A 16,904-nucleotide genomic window follows, 5' to 3' on the forward strand; every position below is an offset into this window, starting at 1 on the left:
TCACCATCCGATCGGCATCGACCGCGGTCCGCGGACGAGCATCTGCGTCTTCCACACGATATCGCCGGCCAGGTGGATGCCGGGCAACTCGGTGACCAACGCGCGCAGCGCCTCCTGCAGCTCGAGCCGGGCCAGCGGCGCGCCCAGGCAGTGGTGGACGCCGTGGCCGAAGCCCAGGTGGTGGGTGTCGCCGCGGTCGAACCGCAGCCGGTCGGCGTCGTCGAACTGCAGCCGGTCGCGGTTGGCCGCGCCGACCGCCACCAGCACCGGCTCCCCCGCCTTCACGAGCACCCCGCCGACCTCGACGTCTTCGGTCGCGTAGCGCGCGAACCCGGCGCCGGCGCCCAGCGGCACGAACCGCAGCAGCTCCTCGACGGCCGCCGGGATCAGGTCCGGGTCGTCGACCAGCCGCTTCCACTGCTCAGGCTGGTCGAGCAGCGCGTAGACGAAGTTGGGGATCTGGCTCGCGGTGGTCTCGTGGCCGGCGACGAGAATGCCGACGCACAGGTCGACCAGCTCGAGCTCGGTCAGCCGGTCGCGCGTGTCGCGCGCCTCGATCAGCGCCGTCATCAGGTCGTCCTGGGGCTGCGCCCGGTGTTCGGCGATCAGCCCGCGCATGTAGTCGCGCAGCTCTTCGCGGTTGCGCTCGAACTCCTCCGGCGTCAGGCCGCTGGTGGACAGCGCGGCGTCGCTCCAGACGCGGAACTTCGGCCGGTCGGCGACCGGGACGCCGAGCAGCTCGCAGATCACCGCGACCGGGATCGGCAGCGCGTACCGGTCGACGAGGTCGGCGGGCGGGCCGGCGGCCTTCATGTCCGCGATCAGCCCGGTCGCCAGCTCGGCGACGCGCGGGCGCAGCAGCTCGACCCGGCGCATGGTGAACGCCTTGGCCACGAGCGTCCGCAGCCGCGTGTGGTCGGGCGGGTCCATCTGCAGGATGCCGCCTTCGCGCTGCACGGGCGAGCGGCGCGGAGCGTCCTTCTCCTTCTCCATCGCCCGCGAGAACCGGCGGTCGCCGAGCACCAGCCGGGCGTCGGCGTAGCGCGTGGCCAGCCACGCCGGCTCCCCGTACGTCATCTTGACCCGGACCATGCCCGCGGCCTCGCGGGCCGCCGCGTAGGCCTCGTTGAGGTCGAGCCCCGCCTCCTCGTTGAAGGGGTACGAGAGCGGCTCGGCGTGGGTGACGGTCATGCGAAAACCCCCGTGCTCGGTTGTAAGCAGCTGCTTACAACGCTACACAGTTTCTTCCCGCCTGTCACGATCCGCCATTGCCCAGTCACGAAAGACTAGGTTACGGTGACCTAGGTGTGGATCGAGATCCTCTTGCTGTCGAGGCTGGACCGCGAACCGATGCACGGCTACGAGCTGCGCAAGTCGATCGAAGCCTCGACCGGGCACACCTTGTCGAACAACTCGCTCTACCCGACCCTGCGGCGCTTCGTCGACGCCGGTGCGGTGAGCCGCAGCGCCGAAGAGCAGGAGGCCAAACCGCCGCGGCACGTCTACACGATCACCGATGTCGGCCGGGAGCTGCTGCACGACCTGCTCGCGGACTTCCCGGCCGAGCTGGCGCTGCACGCGGAGGAGTTCCTCGCGCGCGTCGGCAGCTTCAGCCGGCTGTCCGCGGACGAGCGCGCCCGCGTGCTCGACGTGCGAAAACACGCGCTCACCGCCGAGCACGCGCGGCTCACCGGGCTCGCCGCCGAGCAGGCCGACCCGTGGGGCCGCGCGGCGCTGCGGCACGTCATCGGGAAGCTCGACGCCGAACTCCGCTGGCTCGCCGACCTCGAAACCGAACTGAGGAGAGACGCATGACCACCACCGAAGAGGCGCCGCGCCTCCCCTTCGCCCGGGCGAACGCCCTCTCCATCGCCCCGGACTACGAAGCGCTCCGCAGCCGCGCGCCGATCAGCCGCGTGCTGACCCCGGCCGGCGACCCGGCGTGGCTGGTGACCTCCTACGATGCGGCCAGGGAAGTGTTCCGCGACAAGCGGTTCGGCCGTTCGCACCCCGCGCCCGAGCAGGCGTCGCGGATCTCGAACGCCGCGATCCAGGACGGCCCGAGCGGCGACTTCGACACCGAGGAAGCCGAGCACAAGCGGATGCGCCGGATGCTCGCGCCCGCGTTCTCCGCGCCCCGCATGCGGGCGCTGGGCGACCGGATCGCCGAGCTGACCGACCGCTGCCTCGACGACCTGCAGGCCGCGCACGACGCGAACCCCGGCGAGCCGGTCGACCTCACCGACTTCCTCGCCTTCCCGTTGCCGGTGCTGGTGATCTGCGAGCTGCTCGGCGTGCCCTACGAAGACCGCGAGAAGTTCCGCGGCCTGTCCGAGCGGATCGCGATGATGGACGGCGGCGAGGACGCGCAGGCGGCCATGGCCGAGTTCAAGGCCTACATGCTGGAGCTGGCCGAGGCGAAGCGCGCGGACCCGCAGCCGGACGTCATCTCCGACATGGTCGCCGTCCAGGCCGGCGACCCGGCGTTCACCGACGACGACCTCGCCCGGATGGGCGCCGGGCTGCTGTTCGCCGGCCACGAGACGACGTCCACCCGGATCGCGATGGGCACGCTGTTCCTGCTCAGCGACACCGCCCGCCGCGACCGCTTCGCCGCCGATCCCGACGGCGAGGTCGACCAGACCGTCGAGGAGATCCTGCGGCTGACCGCGACCAGCGGCACCGGCCTGCTGCGCTACGCCCACGAGGACGTCGAGATCGCCGGCACGCGGATCCGGCGCGGCGACGCGGTGCTCATCTCCAGCGACGCGGCCAACCGCGACGCGTCGGTGTTCGCCGACCCCGACGAGTTCGACCCGGGCCGCACGCCGAACGTCCACCTGGCCTTCGGCAGCGGCGCGCACGTCTGCATCGGCGCCAACCTCGCCCGGACCGAGCTGCGGACGGTGTTCCCCAAGCTGTTCCGCCGGTTCCCCGGGCTGCGGCTGGCGGCGGGGATCGACGAGATCCCGGTGCGGGTCAACCGCGTCGCCGGCGGGGTCGAGGCCGTCCCGGTGACGTGGTGAGCCCCGTGAAGATCACCGCCGACACCGAAGCCTGTGTCGCGTCCGGACAGTGCGTCCTGCTCGCGCCGGGCACGTTCGACCAGGACGAGGAGGCCGGCACGGTCGTCCTCCTCGCCGAGGAGCCGCCGGCCGGTGAGGAGGACGCGGTCCGCCGGGCCGAGCTGACCTGCCCGGCCGCGGCGATCCGGCTCACCGGCGCGTAGGGCCGCTGCGCCACGTCCCGTTTGCCGGGTTAGCCTGCACCGATGACGGAACAGGCCGGCCGGCGGCGGGACGCGGCGGCAACGCAGCGGGCGTTGCTGGACGCGGCCGCCAAGCTGTTCGCCGAGCGCGGCTTCGACCGGACCACGGTGCGCGACATCGCGGGTGAGGCCGGGGTCAACCAGGCGCTGCTGTTCCGCTACTTCGGCAGCAAGGACGCGCTGTTCGAAGCGGTGATCGCCCGCGACGGGCGCGAGCAGCTGGCCACCACGCCACCCGAGCGGCTGTTCAGCGCGTCCCTGCGCAGCATGCTGGCCCCCGAGGGGCAACGGAACCGGACGCTCGAAACGTACCTGCGCTCGTCGGGCAGCGACGGTGCCGCGGCCGCGATCCGCCAGGAGATCGGCGAGGAGTACGCGCGGGTGCTGGCCACGCTGACCGACGCCCCGGACGCCGAGCTGCGGGCGGACCTCGCGCTCGCGTGGCTGATGGGGATCGCGCTGGTCCGCGAGGTCAGCGGCAAGGAACCCCTGGCCAGCGCGGACCCCGACGACATCTGCCGGCTCGTCCTCGGCGCGACCCGGACGCTGCTGGAGCGCAGCGAGTAGTCACGGCAACGCGCGGCGCAGCAGTTCGGCCAGGTGCACCGGACGGCGACCCGACTCCTGCTCGATCTGGGTCCGGCAGCTGAAGCCGTCGGACACCACGATCGTGTCCGGAGCCGCCGCGCGGATCGCCGGGAGCATCCGGTCCTCCGCGACCGCCTTCGACACCTCGTAGTGCCCGCGCTCGAAGCCGAAGTTGCCCGCCAGGCCGCAGCACCCCGAGTCCAGCGTCGTATTGCGCACCCCCGCCGCCGCGAGCGCCGACTCGTCCGCGCCGAAGCCGAGGACCGCGTGCTGGTGGCAGTGGACCTGCGTGATCGCGTCGACGTCCAGCGCCGCGAACGGGATCGGGGCCCGCTCCAGCAGCTCCGCGAACGTGAACGTCCGGGAAGCCAGCAGCGCGGCACGCTCGTCGCCCGGCATCAGCGCCGGCAGGTCGCCGCGGAACAGGGCCGTGCAGCTCGGTTCCAGGCCCGCCACCTCGTAGCCGTCCGCCAGGTACGGCGCCAGCACCGACAGCGTCCGGTCCAGGACGCGGCGCGCGACGCCGAGCTGGCCCGTCGACACCCACGTCAGTCCACAACAGACTCCGCGGTCCGGCAGCACGACGTCGTACCCCGCCGCCGTCAGGACCTCGTGCGCGGCGTCGAGCACCGACGGCGTCAAGTAGTTGTTGAACGAATCCGGCCACAGCAGGACCCGACGCTCCCCCGACGCCCGGCGCCGGAGATCCGCCCGAGAGCGCGTGAACGGGGCTGGAGCGAACGACGGCAGCGAACGTTCCGGCGCGATGCCGCCGAGCCGTTTCACCAGGCCCGCCAAGCGGGACCGGCCGACGAGATTGGCCAGCCGCGGCATCCGTGCGCTCGCCCGCAGCCACAGCGGCAGCCAGCCCATCGAGTAGTGCGACGCCGGTCGCAGCCGCCGCCGGTAGTGCTGGTGCAGGAACTCCGCCTTGTACGTGGCCATGTCGACGTCGACCGGGCAGTCGGACAGACATCCCTTGCAGGACAGGCACAAATCCAACGCGTCGTGCACTTCGGACGAACGCCAGCCGTCCGTGATGACTTCGCCGTTGATCATCTCGGCGAGCAGGTGCGCGCGACCCCGCGTCGAGTGCTGCTCGTCGCGCGTGGCCCGGTAGCTCGGGCACATCACGCCGCCGCCGCTGGTGTTGCGGCACTTCCCCACGCCGACGCAGCGCCGCATCGCCTGGCCGAAACTGCCGCGGTCCTCGGGGTAGCCGAGGAAGACACTGTCCTCAAAGGACTTCGACGTGGCCCGTACGCGCAGGTCCGCGTCGATCGCCCGCGGCGTCACCAGGATGCCGGGGTTCATCCGGCCGGCCGGGTCGAAGATCCCCTTGAACCGGGCGAAGACGTCCAGCATCTCCGGGCTGTACATCCGGGACAGCAGCTCCGACCGCGCCTGGCCGTCGCCGTGCTCGCCGGACAGCGAACCACCGTGCGCGGCCACGAGGTCCGCCGCCTCCTCCAGGAACCGCCGGAACTCCGCCACCCCGGAACCGGACAGCAGGTCGAAGTCCAGCCGCATGTGCAGGCAGCCTTCGCCGTAGTGGCCGTAGACGACGCTGCGGCGCCCGTGCGATCGCATGAGCTCCTTGAACTCGCGCAGGTACGCGCCGAGCCGCTCGGGCGGGACGGCCGCGTCCTCCCAGCCCGGCCACGCTTCGGAGCCGTCCGCGAGCCGGGTCGCGAGCCCCGCGCCTTCCTCGCGGATGCGCCACAGCCCGCGTTGCGCGGCCGGGTCGTCGACGATCGCGAAGCCGGTGACCTCCAGCGACGCGGCCAGTTCCCGGGCCCGCGCGGCCGGGTCGTCCCCGGCCAGCTCGACGAACAGCCACGCTCCGCCCGGCGGCAGGTCGCCCGCGCGGCCCGGCAGCATCGCGACGAGCTCGGCGTCCACGCCTTCGACGGTCAGCGGCGACCACGGCAGGATCGACGGCACCGCGTCCGCCGCGGCGATGTCGGACGGGAATCCCAGCACCGCCAGCACGCGACGAGCGGGCAGCTCGGCCAGCTCGACTTCCGCGCCGAGGACCGTCACGCAGGTGCCTTCCGAACCGACGAGCGCCTTGGCGACGTCGAAGCCGTTCTCCGGCAGCAGGTGTTCGAGCCCGTAGCCGGACACACGCCGCGGCCACGTCGAGAGTTCCTGGCGCAGCAGAGCCAAGTTGTCGCGCACCAGCGCGCGCAGCTCGTCGAAGACCCGGCCCTCGGTGGGCTCGTCCCGCCCCACGCGCAGCCGCGTGCCGTCGTAGAGCAGCACGTCCAGCGAGCGGACGACGTCGGCCGTGCGCCCCCACGCCACCGAGTGCGAGCCGCACGCGTTGTTGCCGATCATCCCGCCGAGGGTGCAGCGGCTGTGCGTGGACGGGTCGGGCCCGAACCGCAGCCCGTGCGGCGCCGCGACCGCCTGCAGGTCGTCGAGCACCGTGCCGGGCAGCACCCGCGCGAGCCGCGTCCCCGGGTCCAGCGAGAGCACGCCGCCGACGTGACGCGAGGTGTCGATCACCAGCCCCGGCCCGCACGCGTTCCCGGCGACGCTGGTGCCTCCGCCGCGGGCGATCACCGGAAGGTCACGATCGCGGGCGGCCGCGACCGCGGCGACGACGTCGTCGACGCTCTCCGGCAGCACGACCCCGCGGGGCACGTGCCGGTAGTTGGACGCGTCGGTCGTGTACAGCGCGAGCGTGGCGGCGTCGGTGAGGATCTCCACGCCCCCATTCAAGTCGACCGGGCGCCCGCGTACCTCTCCAGCCGGGTATGTCCGAAACCACAGTCCGTGTGCGATCGTGGGCGCGTGACGGCACAGGAGCACGTCGCCGAGTACAGCGCCGTGCTGGGCGAGCTGCTGCGCGAGCGGGAGAAGCTGCTCGGCACGCTCGACCGCGTCGCCGCGCTGCACGGGACCGCGCGCCTGGTCCGGGAGACCGTGGGCGCGAAGGCCGGGTTCGTCGCCGAGCTCGACCAGCCGGGCCTGGCGGTGATCCGCTGGATGTCGGGCACCCGGACCGACTCGCTGCAGGACCTCGAAGTACCCGTCGGCCAGGGCATCGGCGGGCGGGTGCTGGCGCTGGGCCGCCCGGTGCGGGTCACCGACTACGTCAGCTCGCCCGCGATCACCCACCAGTTCGACGCCCAGGTGCGCGGCGAGGGGCTGGCCGCGATGCTCGCCGTCCCGATCGTCGCGCGCGGCGAGACCGTCGCCATCGCCTACGCGGCCATGCGCGAGCCCGCCGACTTCGGCGACGACGCCGTCCGGCGGATGGAGGAGGTCGCCCGCGAGGCCGGGACGGCGCTGCAGCTGGCGAAGGTCGCCGAGACCGATCGCACGGCCGCGGTGGCCGGCGAACGCCTGCGGATGCAGAGCGCGCTGCACGACTCGGTCGGCGCGCTGCTGTTCTCCATCGGCGTCCAGGTGCGCGACCTGCACGCGGACGCCCACGGCAACCCCGCGCTGGAGGCTCGGCTGCGCAGGCTGGAAGGCGACGTCTCGGCGGCGGCCGGCGCGTTGCGGGAGTCGCTGCTGGCGCTGTCGGAGTCCAGCCCGGAGCGGGCGCTGCCGGTCGAGCTGGCCGAGCACTGCCGCTCGTTCCAGGCGCGCTGCGGCGTCCCGGCCCGGTTCGTGCAGCTCGCGGCGGTGCCGCCGCTGGACGCCGAACGGACGGCGCTGCTGGTCGCCGCGGTCCGCGAAGGGCTGCTCAACGTCGAGAAGCACGCCGGGGCGTCGTCGGTGATCGTCAGCCTGCTGCCCAGCGACGACGGGGTCCAGGTGGTCGTGGCGGACGACGGCACCGGCGGCGAACCCGTCCCGGGCACCGGCATGGGACTGCGGACGCTGAGCGGGCGCGCCCTGCGGCTGGGCGGGCGGATCAGCCTGGTCCGGGACGACGACGACGGCTGCACGCTGCGGGCGTGGGTGCCGCTGGTGCGCCGGTGACCCCCACGACGCCCGCGACCGTCTTCGTCGTCGACGACCACCCGGTGGTCCGCGACGGCGTGACGCTGCTGTTGCGCTCGGACCCGTGCCTGAGCGTGGTCGGTTCCGCGGAGTCCGGGCGGCTGGCCATCGAGCGCGTGGCGACGCTGGCCCCGGACCTGATCCTGCTCGACCTGAGGCTGCCGGACATGCTCGCGCCGGAGGTCGTCACCGAGCTGCGGCGGGTGCACCCGGACGGGAAGATCGTCGTGTTCACCGCGCACGGCGACCACCAGGGCGTGCTGGCCGCGCTGGAGTCGGGGGCGCACGGCTGCCTGCTCAAGGACGCCGCCGGCGCGCAGCTGGTGACCGAGCTGCGGCGGGTGCTGCGCGGCGAGCGCGTCGTCGACCCGCGGATCCTGCCCGACGCCGGGCAGCGGTCGGACGCGCTGGCCCGCAGCGGCCTGACCCGCCGCGAGTACGAAGTGCTGCGGCTGGCCGCGCAGGGCCAGACGAACCCGGAGATCGCGGAGTCGACCGGACTGGCGCGCAACACGGTCAAGACGTACCTGCAGTCGGCGCTGCACAAGCTGGGCGCGCGCAACCGCGTCGAAGCGATCGGGAAGGCCAGTGAGGCCGGGCTGCTGTGAGATCCTCGGCCGGGTGACGATCGACCTCCACGCGCACAGCACGGCTTCGGACGGGACGACGCCGCCCGCTTCGCTCCCGCGGCTGGCCGCCGAAGCCGGGCTGACCGTGCTGGCCCTCACCGATCACGACACCTTCGCGGGATTGGCCGCGGCCTCCGCAGCCCCCTCCGGGATCGAGATCGTTCCGGGCGTCGAGATCTCCTGCCGTCTGGACGAGTCCGAGGTCCACCTGCTCGGCCTCTTCGTCGATCCTCTCCACGCGCCGCTGGCCGAGGAACTCGAGCTGATCCGGACCGACCGGGACCGCCGCGGGGTGCGGATGGTGGAGCGCTGCCGGGAGCTGGGCGCGCCGATCAGCCTCGCGCAGGTGCGCGAGATCGCCGCGGGCGCGCCGCTCGGGCGTCCGCACATCGCGGCGGCGCTGGCCGCGGTGGGCATCACCGATGCCTTCACCCCCGAGTGGATCGCCGACGGCGGCCGGGCCGACGTGCCGAAGCACGTATTGTCCACTGTGGACGCGATCACGCTGGTGCGCGCGGCCGGGGGTGTCGCGGTGCTGGCGCACCCGCGCTCGGTGAAGCGGCGCGCTTCGGTCACCGACGCGCAGCTGGCCGCGCTCGCTTCCGCGGGGCTCGCCGGAATCGAGGTGGACCACCCGGAGCAACCACCGGAAGCCCGCGAACGACTCGGGGAAGTGGCCGCGGACCTGGGGTTGCTCGCGACCGGATCGAGCGACTTCCACGGCGACCGCAAGCCGGTCCGCCTCGGCGAGTGCACGACCTCGCCCGAGGTGTTCGCCGCGCTCCGGGAGTCCGCCGTGTCCGTTTCGTAGCCCGCGGGGTCTCCACGTGGGGGTGTCCGAGAGCCGCGCCTGATCGCAGGATGACCGCCACCGATCGTGACTCACGTCACACGAGTGGAGGAGGCCTCTTGCGCCCTGGAGTGAGTCCGTGCTGACCGTGCGTGGCCTGCGGGTCCGGTACGGCCGGTCGACCCCCGCGCTGCACGGCGTCGACCTCGACGTTTCCGCCGACGGCGTCCTCGCCGTGCTCGGCAGCAACGGCGCCGGGAAGTCCACCCTGCTGCGGGCCGTCTCGGGCACGCTCCGGATGCACCGGGGCGCGATCGACGCCGGCGAGATCCGCTACGACGGCCACGCGCTCGGCAAGCTCGACCCCGCGCGGATCGTCCGGCTCGGCGTCGTCGGCGTGCCCGAGGGGCGGCAGGTCTTCGCCCGCATGACCGTCGAGGAGAACCTGCGGGCCGGCGGCATCGGCGCCCGGACCGCCGCCGAACGGGCGGCGGCGCGCGAGCGGGTCGACGCCCTGTTCCCCGTCCTCACCGAACGCGCCAAGCAGCGCGCCGGCCTCCTGTCCGGCGGCGAACAGCAGATGCTCGCGATCGGCCGGGCGCTGATGTCCACGCCGAGGCTGCTGCTGCTCGACGAGCCGTCGCTGGGCCTCGCGCCGAAGGTCGTCGAGCAGATCGGCCGGACCATCCGGGAGATCCACGAGCAGGGCACCGCCGTGGTGCTGGTCGAGCAGAACGCCGTGATGGCGCTGGGCGTCGCCGACCACGCCGTGGTGCTGGAGGTCGGCCGGGTGGCGCTGGCCGGGACGGCCGCCGAGCTGTCCGCCAGCCAGGACGTCCGGCGGCTCTACCTCGGCGGGCACGCCGAGTCGCAGGAGACCGCGGACGCCGAAGCCGAGCAGGCGCGCGAGCACCTGGCCGGCCGGACGCTGTCGAGGTGGGCCGGATGACGCCGCCGGAGCTGCGGGTCGAGGACGTCTCCCTGCGCTTCGGCGGGATCCGCGCCCTGGACGAAGTGAGCTTCACCGTCGCACCCGGGTCGCTGCACGCGCTGATCGGGCCGAACGGCGCCGGGAAGTCCAGCTGCTTCAACGTCATCAGCGGCCTCTACCGGGCCAACGCCGGGCGCGTGCGGCTCGGGGACACCGACCTCACCGGGCTCGCGCCGCACAAGCTCGCCCGCCTCGGGATCGGGCGGTCGTTCCAGAACGCCGCCCTCTCACCCGGCTCGACCGTGCTGGACAACGTCATGCTCGGCAGGCACGCGCTCACCCGCGGCGGGTTCCTCGAAGTCGGGCTGCGGCTGCCGTGGACGGTCCGCGCCGAACGACGGCACGCCGAACGGGCGCGGGAGATCTGCGCGTTCCTCGGGCTCGGCGCGGTCGTCGACGCCCCCGTGGGCGCGCTGCCCTACGGCGTCGTCAAGCGCGTCGACCTCGCCCGCGCCCTCGCCGTCGAACCGGTGCTGCTCCTGCTCGACGAGCCCGCCGCCGGGATGAACGCGGCCGAGACCGCGGAGCTGGCCGGCACGATCAGCGGGATCCGCGCGGAGCTCGGCATCTCGATCCTGCTCGTCGAACACGACATGGGCCTGGTGATGGGCATCGCCGACCGCGTCACGGTGCTCGACTTCGGCCGCCGCATCGCCGACGGCACGCCGGCGGAGGTCCAGTCCGACCCGGAAGTCATCAAGGCCTACCTGGGCACGGAGGCGGCGTGAACACTTTCCTGCAGCTCACGGTCAACGGCCTCGGCAAGGGCGCGGTGTTCGCCCTGCTCGCACTGGGGTTCGTGATCATCTTCAAGGCCACCGAGGTGGTCAACTTCGCGCACGGCTCGCTCGTGCTCTTCGGCGGCTACCTCGTCGTCGTGACGCGGGACGCGCTGGGCTGGGTGGGCGCGTCGCTGGTCGGCATCGTCTCGGCCGGGGTGCTCGGCCTGGTCGTCGAGCGGCTGCTGCTGTCGCGCTCCCGGCACGCCGACGCGAACAGCCTGGCGCTGCTCACCATCGGCGTCGACGTGATCGTCACCGAGGAGATCGTGCGCCGCCTCGGCGTCACGCTGCCCTTCCTCGGCGACGCCTGGGACGCGAAGCCGTTCCAGCTCGGCGGCATCACGCTCTTCCGGACGCACCTGGTCGCCCTCGTCGTGGCCGCGGTGCTCATCACGGCGTTCTGGCTGGCCTTCAAGTACTCGAACTGGGGCGTGGCCATGCGGGCGCAGGCGGAGAACCGGGAGGCCGCCGCGCTGATGGGCATCCGCAGTTCGCGGGTCACCGCGACCGCGTGGGTGGTGGCCGGGCTGCTGGCCGGGGTGGCGGTGCTGTTCATCGCGACGCAGGACTTCTCCGGCGCCGGGCTTTCACGCGGGACGCACTCGATCGCGCTGGCCGCCTTCCCGGCGGCGATCCTCGGCGGCCTCGACTCGACGGCGGGCGCGGTGGTCGGCGGCCTGGTCGTCGGGATCGTGGAAGCGCTGTCCGCGCAGTACGTGTCGTTCGACTTCTCCAAGAGCGCGGTGTTCCTGGTGATGCTGGTGGTCCTGGTGGTGCGGCCCTCGGGGCTGTTCGGCATGAGGGAGCGAACCCGTGTCTGACAGCGCCGTGTCCGAAGTGGACAGCCCGCCGGCCGTCGCGGCCACGCCGCCGCCGCGTCGCGACTGGGCGAAGCTCGTGCGCACGGCGGCCTGGCTCGCCCTGCTGGTCGTCCTGCTCGCCCTGCCGCTCTACCTCGACGCCGCCTGGCTGAAGGCCGGGCAGTACATGATGATCGGCGGGGTCGGCGCGATCGGGCTGACGCTGGTGGTCGGGCAGGCCGGGCAGCTCTCCCTGGCCCACGCGTTCTTCCTGCTCGCGGGAGCCACCGCCTACACCGTGCTGTCCGGGCCGACCGGCGACGACCGGGTGGTCGGGTTCGGCCTCGACCCCGGGCTGTCGCTGCTGGGCGCGGTGGTCGTCGCGGCCCTGCTCGGCCTGGCCTTCGCGCCGGTGGCGGGGCGGCTGCGCGGGATCTACCTCGGCGTCGCCTCGCTGGCCCTGGTGTTCCTCGGGCTCTACTTCGGACAGTCCGCCGAGGAGCTGACCGGCGGGACGTCGACCGGGCGCGCGCCGGCGCCGTTCTCGCTGTTCGGCTTCCCGTTCACGAACGACGGTCCCGAGATCACGCTGCTCGGCGTGCCGATCCGGCAGGCCGAGCGCACGTGGTACCTGTTCCTGCTGCTGACCGTGCTGGCGTTCGTGATCGCGCGCGGCGCCGTCCGCGGCCGGGTCGGCCGCTCGTGGCGGGCGGTGCGCGACAACGAGGCCGCGGCCGCGGTGATGGGCGTCAGCGTGCTGCGCGCCAAGGCGGGCGCGTTCGCCGTCTCCTCGGCCTACGGCGGCCTCGCCGGCGCGATGACCGTGCTGTGGTTCGACATCCTCAAGCCGGACGAGAGCGAGTACGGCACCTACGGCATCAACGTGTCCATCGCCTACCTCGCGATGGTCATCATCGGCGGGCTCGGCTCGGTGTCCGGTGCGCTCGTCGGCGCGCTGATCGTCAACGGGCTGCCGCAGGTGCTCGCCCTGTATTCGGCCGACCTGGGCTGGTTCTCCGGCACCGGCGACGGCGCGCTGACCCCGATCCTGGTCAGCTCGTTCGTCTACGGCGCCGCGATCATCCTCGTCGTGCTGTTCGAGCCGGGCGGCCTCGCCGCGATCGGCCGCCGGCTCACCCGTTCCCGCCGTCAACCCCCGGAGGAACCATGAAACGCACACACCTGGCGGCGGCGCTGGCGGCCGTCCTCGTCCTCTCCGCCTGCAGCACGAAAGCGGGCGACTCGGGCTCGTCGGGCTCGGACAGCTCCGGCGTCAAGACCGGCAAGGGGGTGACGGCGAGCGAGGTGACGCTCGGCGTGATGACCGACAAGTCCGGCGTGTTCAAGAACCTCGGCCTCGGCGTCACGCAGGGCAACGAGCTGTGGGCCAAGGACTTCAACGCCGCCGGCGGGGTCTGCGGCCGCCAGGTCAAGCTCGAAGAGGTCGACCACGGCTACAAGGCCGACACGGCGAAGACGCTGTACCCGCAGATCGAGCCGAAGGTGCTCGGGTTCGTGCAGCTGCTCGGCTCGCCGGTGGTGGCCGCGCTGAAGCAGAACCTCGCTTCGGACAAGGCGGTCGCGGCACCGGCGTCGTGGTCGTCGGAGCTGCTCGACAACCCGTACGTGATGATCGTCGGGACCACCTACGACCTGGAGATCATCGACGGCCTCTCGTACCTGCAGGAACAGGGGCTGCTCAAGGACGGCGACACGATCGGGCACGTCTACATCGACGGCGAGTACGGCAAGAACGGCCTGCGCGGGTCGCAGTTCTACGCGAAGAAGCACAACCTGACGGTCAAGGAAGTGAAGATCACCTCGACCGACAGCGACCTGACGAACGTCGTCACCGGGCTCAAGGGCGCCGGGGTCAAGCTGATCGCGCTGACCACCACGCCCGCCCAGACCGGGTCGGCGGTCGCCGCGAACAAGGCGCTCGGGCTGAACGTGCCGGTGCTGGGCAACAACCCGACGTTCGACCCGCAGCTGCTGAAGAGCCCCGCCGCGGGCGCGCTCGACAAGCTGACGGTCGTCGCGAGCAGCGTGCCGTTCTCCGCCGACATCCCGAAGGCCAAGGACGTCGCGGCGAAGTACAAGGCCGCCTACAAGGAAACCCCGAACGGCGGCGTCCCCTACGGCTACGCGGTGGGCGAGGTCTGGGGCGCGGTGCTGAAGAAGGCGTGCGACAACAAGGACCTCACGCGCGACGGCATCTCCGCGGCGTTGAAGCAGACGACGTCGGCGAACACGGACAACCTGGTCGCGGCGCTCGACTTCTCCAAGCCGGGGACGCCGGCGACGCGCCAGGTGTACGCGGCCACCCCGGACGCCTCGGCCGAGGGCGGGGTCAAGTACGTCAAGCCGTTGTTCGAGGCACCGGAGGCCAAGGAGTACGTGGCGCCGCACCAGAAGTGAGCCGGCGCCCGGCCAGCGCGGCCGCCTCCCGCAGCGGGGTGGTCGCGTTGGCCTCGGCCGCGCTCAGGAGGTCCTTCACCGTCTGCTCGATCGTCTCGACGCGGGCGAGGGCCGCGTCGTGGCCGAGGCCCTCCGCCTCGCGGGAGAGCGTGTAGAGGATCCCGCCCGCGCTCGCCACGTAGTCCGGGACCCACAGGACGCCGCGCGCCGCGAGTTCGTCGGCGACGGCGTCGTCGGTGAGCTGGTTGTTCGCCGGACCGACGACGAGCGGGGTGTCGAGCCGGGCCACCGTCTCGGGGCTCAGCACCCCGCCGACCGCCGCCGGGATGACCACGTCGGCGGTCAGCGTGAGCGCTTTCTCCGGCTCGGCCCAGGTCAGGCCCTGCTTCTCCGCGCCGGCCCGCTTCCCGGGGTCGATGTCGGAGACGACGACATCGGCCCCGCCGGCACGCAAGCTCGCCGCGAGGTGGGCACCGACGGAGCCGTAGCCGCTGATCACGACCCGGCGGCCGGTGAAGTCCGCCGAGCCGAGCGCCGCCCGGAGCGCGGCGAGCACGCCCACCGCGGTCGGGCCGCTGGAGGAACCGGTTCCGCCCGCGGACTCGGGTGTGCAGAACGCGAACGCCGAGACCTCGCGCAGCACCAGCATGTCGGCCGGGCCGGTGCCGACGTCCGGGCCCGCCAGGTAGGTGCCGCCGAAGTCGGCGACGAGGTCGGCGTGGTCGAAAAGGACGTCCCGGCGCTCCTCGGGAGAAAGGACGCGGCCGGGCCCCGGCGCGATGACGCTCTTGCCGCCGCCGAACGCGAGCCCCGCGACGGCGCACTTCGCCGTCATGGCTTCGGACAGGCGGAGGACGTCCCCGACGGCGTCGTCGAGCGTGGCGTAGGGCTTGAAGCGGCAGCCGCCGACGGCGGGGCCGAGCGCGGTCGAATGGATCGCGACCATGGTGGTGATGCCGGATCGGCGGCCCCGGCGGGCCACGAGCTGCTCATGTGCGGTCATGCCGACCGAAGTTAGGGTGAACGTCGGCGGTGGTGAGCCACCGCCGAACGAAATTCGGCGACGACCCGGAGGGCCCGGTGCTGGACGAACTTGATTCGGCGATCGTGCGGCAGTTGCAGGAGGACGCGCGGCAGACCAACCGGGACATCGCCCGGAAGGTCGGCATCGCGCCCTCGACGTGCCTCGAGCGCATCCGGCTGCTGCGGGACCGCGGGGTGATCCGCGGCTACCACGCCGACATCGACCTGGCGAGCCTCAACCGCGGCGTCCGGGCGCTCGTCGCGGCGCAGGTGCGGCCGTTGAGCCGGGCGGTCATCGACGAGTTCCAGCGCTCGATCGCGGAACTGCCCGAGGTGCTCTCGGTGTACGTGACCGCGGGGAGTGACGATTTCCTGATCGAAGTCACGACGAGGGACATCGAAGCGCTCCACGCCTTCCTCGCCGACCGGCTGGCGTTGCGCCGGGAGATCGTCGGCTTCCGGACGTCGATCGTTTTCCGGCACCTGCGGAAGACGACGATTGAACCCCTCGCGTAGGGGTATCCGGGGATATCACCCGGAAAGGACGCGACACACCCCTAAGTGAAACCCTCGAAATACCCTTGTTCGCACGCTGAGAGGCGAAAACTGTCGGTGGTGGGCGGTCTAATGGGTCACGACGGGAAGGAGGCTCCGCCATGATCACCGAACTGAACCACCGTGAGCGGGCCACGTTGAGAGCCGTGGCAGGGGGCCACGCCGAGATCAGCTGCAGCTGCGAGCCCGACCTGTTCATCGACGGCCTGAGCTGCTGCGACCAGTCCACCGTGCACCGTCTCGCGCGGCTCGGCCTGATCGCACCCGCGCTGCCCGGCAAGTGCGGCCAGCGCGTCCCGGCCGTGCTCACCGAGGCCGGCTCGCTGGCGCTGGGCGAGGTCTTCGCCGCCGCCGCGTAATCGCGTTGCCACACACTGGGGTCACTGACAGCATCACCCGATGCACGTATTCCTCGAAACCGAGCGGCTGATCTTCCGCCGGTTCACCGAGAACGACGCCGACGCACTCTTCGAGCTCTACGACGACCCGGCCGTGATGAAGTACCTCAATGGGGGCCTGCCGGCGGACCGCACCGAGATCGTCACCCTGGATCTCCCCGCGTTCCTCGGTTACTACGAGCGTTTCCCCGGTTACGGGTTCTGGGCGGCGATCGAGAAGAGCACCGGCGATTTCCTGGGGTGGTTCCATTTCCGCCCGCGCCCGCAAGATCCGCCGGACCAACCGGAACTGGGGTACCGGCTGCACCGGAAGGCGTGGGGCAAGGGCTACGGGACCGAAGGCTCGGCCGCCCTGCTCGCGAAGGGGTTCACCGAACTGGGGGTCACCCGCGTGACGGCGTTCACCATGACGGTGAACGAGCGGTCGCGCCGGGTGATGGAGAAACTGGGGATGCGGTTCGTCCGCACGTACTTCGAGGAGTTCCCGGAGCACGAGCGGGCGCCGGGCAGCGAGCACGGCGAAGTCGAGTACGCCATTACCCGCGAAGAGTGGTCCGCCGCGGCCGGTCGTGAGTGAGAAACAGGGTTAGAACACTGTTTCTCACTTAGGCCGACGCGCTCATCCCGCCGACGACGTCCGCGCGGCAGGCGCTGACCACCAAGCTCGGCGCGAAGAACGGCTGGAAGGAAATCCTCGCCTCG

General features: G+C 72.3%; 18 protein-coding genes. 15 read left to right on the forward strand and 3 right to left on the reverse strand.

Features of this window, described 5'->3' with window-relative positions; genetic code table 11:
• Complete coding sequence (locus ACWEVP_RS42845; protein WP_452068324.1) at positions 1 to 1,191, reverse strand: cytochrome P450; 1,191 nt, start codon at positions 1,189 to 1,191, stop codon at positions 1 to 3.
• 114 nt (positions 1,192 to 1,305) lie between these two features.
• On the opposite strand from ACWEVP_RS42845, the gene ACWEVP_RS42850 reads away from it, so the two are divergent.
• Genes ACWEVP_RS42850 through ACWEVP_RS42865 form a run of 4 tightly spaced genes read left to right on the forward strand, consistent with a single transcriptional unit; the run spans position 1,306 to position 3,835 of the window.
• Positions 1,306 to 1,815 carry a PadR family transcriptional regulator gene (locus ACWEVP_RS42850; protein WP_452068325.1) on the forward strand — a complete coding sequence of 170 codons (510 nt, stop codon included), beginning with the start codon at positions 1,306 to 1,308 and terminating at the stop codon, positions 1,813 to 1,815.
• Positions 1,812 to 3,026, forward strand: a complete 1,215-nt coding sequence (locus tag ACWEVP_RS42855) for a cytochrome P450 (RefSeq protein WP_452068326.1) — start codon at positions 1,812 to 1,814, stop codon at positions 3,024 to 3,026. Before ACWEVP_RS42850 ends, ACWEVP_RS42855 begins: the two co-directional genes overlap by 4 nt.
• Positions 3,027 to 3,031: 5 nt before the next feature.
• Positions 3,032 to 3,229 carry a ferredoxin gene (locus ACWEVP_RS42860; RefSeq protein WP_452068327.1) on the forward strand — a complete coding sequence of 66 codons (198 nt, stop codon included), beginning with the start codon at positions 3,032 to 3,034 and terminating at the stop codon, positions 3,227 to 3,229.
• Positions 3,230 to 3,271: 42 nt separating this feature from the next.
• Positions 3,272 to 3,835, forward strand: a complete 564-nt coding sequence (locus ACWEVP_RS42865; protein ID WP_452068328.1) for a TetR family transcriptional regulator — start codon at positions 3,272 to 3,274, stop codon at positions 3,833 to 3,835.
• On the opposite strand, the gene ACWEVP_RS42870 is transcribed toward ACWEVP_RS42865, so the two are convergent.
• Entirely contained in the window at positions 3,836 to 6,571 is a 2,736-nt protein-coding gene (locus ACWEVP_RS42870; RefSeq protein WP_452068329.1) for an FAD-binding and (Fe-S)-binding domain-containing protein, read from the reverse strand. It abuts the gene before it with no gap.
• An 84-nt stretch (positions 6,572 to 6,655) separates the two neighbouring features.
• Here ACWEVP_RS42870 and ACWEVP_RS42875 point away from each other — a divergent pair, with 84 nt between their 5' ends.
• From ACWEVP_RS42875 to ACWEVP_RS42910, 8 genes are all read left to right on the forward strand, one after another.
• Positions 6,656 to 7,795, forward strand: a complete 1,140-nt coding sequence (locus ACWEVP_RS42875) for a GAF domain-containing protein (protein WP_452068330.1) — start codon at positions 6,656 to 6,658, stop codon at positions 7,793 to 7,795.
• On the forward strand, positions 7,792 to 8,424 hold the full coding sequence (locus tag ACWEVP_RS42880) for a response regulator (RefSeq protein ID WP_452068331.1): 633 nt from the start codon (positions 7,792 to 7,794) through the stop codon (positions 8,422 to 8,424). Before ACWEVP_RS42875 ends, ACWEVP_RS42880 begins: the two co-directional genes overlap by 4 nt.
• Positions 8,425 to 8,437: 13 nt before the next feature.
• Complete coding sequence (locus ACWEVP_RS42885; protein WP_452068332.1) at positions 8,438 to 9,256, forward strand: PHP domain-containing protein; 819 nt, start codon at positions 8,438 to 8,440, stop codon at positions 9,254 to 9,256.
• A gap of 118 nt (positions 9,257 to 9,374) precedes the next feature.
• Complete coding sequence (locus ACWEVP_RS42890; RefSeq protein ID WP_452068333.1) at positions 9,375 to 10,184, forward strand: ABC transporter ATP-binding protein; 810 nt, start codon at positions 9,375 to 9,377, stop codon at positions 10,182 to 10,184.
• Entirely contained in the window at positions 10,181 to 10,954 is a 774-nt protein-coding gene (locus ACWEVP_RS42895; protein WP_452068334.1) for an ABC transporter ATP-binding protein, read from the forward strand. Before ACWEVP_RS42890 ends, ACWEVP_RS42895 begins: the two co-directional genes overlap by 4 nt.
• Positions 10,951 to 11,829 carry a branched-chain amino acid ABC transporter permease gene (locus tag ACWEVP_RS42900; RefSeq protein WP_452068335.1) on the forward strand — a complete coding sequence of 293 codons (879 nt, stop codon included), beginning with the start codon at positions 10,951 to 10,953 and terminating at the stop codon, positions 11,827 to 11,829. The genes ACWEVP_RS42895 and ACWEVP_RS42900 overlap by 4 nt, the downstream gene beginning before the upstream one ends.
• Entirely contained in the window at positions 11,822 to 12,979 is a 1,158-nt protein-coding gene (locus ACWEVP_RS42905) for a branched-chain amino acid ABC transporter permease (protein ID WP_452068336.1), read from the forward strand. The genes ACWEVP_RS42900 and ACWEVP_RS42905 overlap by 8 nt, the downstream gene beginning before the upstream one ends.
• Positions 12,976 to 14,226 (forward strand): ABC transporter substrate-binding protein, encoded by a 1,251-nt coding sequence (locus ACWEVP_RS42910; protein ID WP_452068337.1) that lies wholly within the window; start codon positions 12,976 to 12,978, stop codon positions 14,224 to 14,226. The genes ACWEVP_RS42905 and ACWEVP_RS42910 overlap by 4 nt, the downstream gene beginning before the upstream one ends.
• On the opposite strand, the gene ACWEVP_RS42915 is transcribed toward ACWEVP_RS42910, so the two are convergent.
• Entirely contained in the window at positions 14,168 to 15,229 is a 1,062-nt protein-coding gene (locus ACWEVP_RS42915) for a Glu/Leu/Phe/Val dehydrogenase dimerization domain-containing protein (protein ID WP_452068338.1), read from the reverse strand. The genes ACWEVP_RS42910 and ACWEVP_RS42915 overlap by 59 nt on opposite strands.
• 80 nt (positions 15,230 to 15,309) lie before the next feature.
• Here ACWEVP_RS42915 and ACWEVP_RS42920 point away from each other — a divergent pair, with 80 nt between their 5' ends.
• The 3 genes from ACWEVP_RS42920 to ACWEVP_RS42930 all read left to right on the forward strand — a co-directional run bounded on the left by ACWEVP_RS42920 (position 15,310) and on the right by ACWEVP_RS42930 (position 16,779).
• The gene (locus ACWEVP_RS42920; RefSeq protein WP_452068343.1) at positions 15,310 to 15,765 is read left to right on the forward strand and encodes an Lrp/AsnC family transcriptional regulator; all 456 of its coding nucleotides are present in this window, start codon (positions 15,310 to 15,312) and stop codon (positions 15,763 to 15,765) included.
• Between the two features lie 140 nt (positions 15,766 to 15,905).
• Positions 15,906 to 16,163, forward strand: coding sequence for a hypothetical protein (locus ACWEVP_RS42925; RefSeq protein WP_452068339.1), 258 nt, complete (start codon positions 15,906 to 15,908; stop codon positions 16,161 to 16,163).
• Positions 16,164 to 16,203: 40 nt separating this feature from the next.
• Positions 16,204 to 16,779, forward strand: a complete 576-nt coding sequence (locus ACWEVP_RS42930; protein WP_452068340.1) for a GNAT family N-acetyltransferase — start codon at positions 16,204 to 16,206, stop codon at positions 16,777 to 16,779.
• The last annotated feature ends 125 nt before the right edge of the window (positions 16,780 to 16,904 follow it).

This window comes from Amycolatopsis sp. NPDC003865, from assembly GCF_053605345.1.

Coding starts and splice junctions, on each gene's coding strand:
- ACWEVP_RS42845 (WP_452068324.1), bottom strand. CDS start 1,191: ATGACCGTCACCCACGCCGAGCCGCTCTCGTACCCCTTCAACGAGGAG.
- ACWEVP_RS42855 (WP_452068326.1), top strand. CDS start 1,812: ATGACCACCACCGAAGAGGCGCCGCGCCTCCCCTTCGCCCGGGCGAAC.
- ACWEVP_RS42865 (WP_452068328.1), top strand. CDS start 3,272: ATGACGGAACAGGCCGGCCGGCGGCGGGACGCGGCGGCAACGCAGCGG.
- ACWEVP_RS42895 (WP_452068334.1), top strand. CDS start 10,181: ATGACGCCGCCGGAGCTGCGGGTCGAGGACGTCTCCCTGCGCTTCGGC.
- ACWEVP_RS42910 (WP_452068337.1), top strand. CDS start 12,976: ATGAAACGCACACACCTGGCGGCGGCGCTGGCGGCCGTCCTCGTCCTC.
- ACWEVP_RS42915 (WP_452068338.1), bottom strand. CDS start 15,229: ATGACCGCACATGAGCAGCTCGTGGCCCGCCGGGGCCGCCGATCCGGC.
- ACWEVP_RS42925 (WP_452068339.1), top strand. CDS start 15,906: ATGATCACCGAACTGAACCACCGTGAGCGGGCCACGTTGAGAGCCGTG.
- ACWEVP_RS42930 (WP_452068340.1), top strand. CDS start 16,204: ATGCACGTATTCCTCGAAACCGAGCGGCTGATCTTCCGCCGGTTCACC.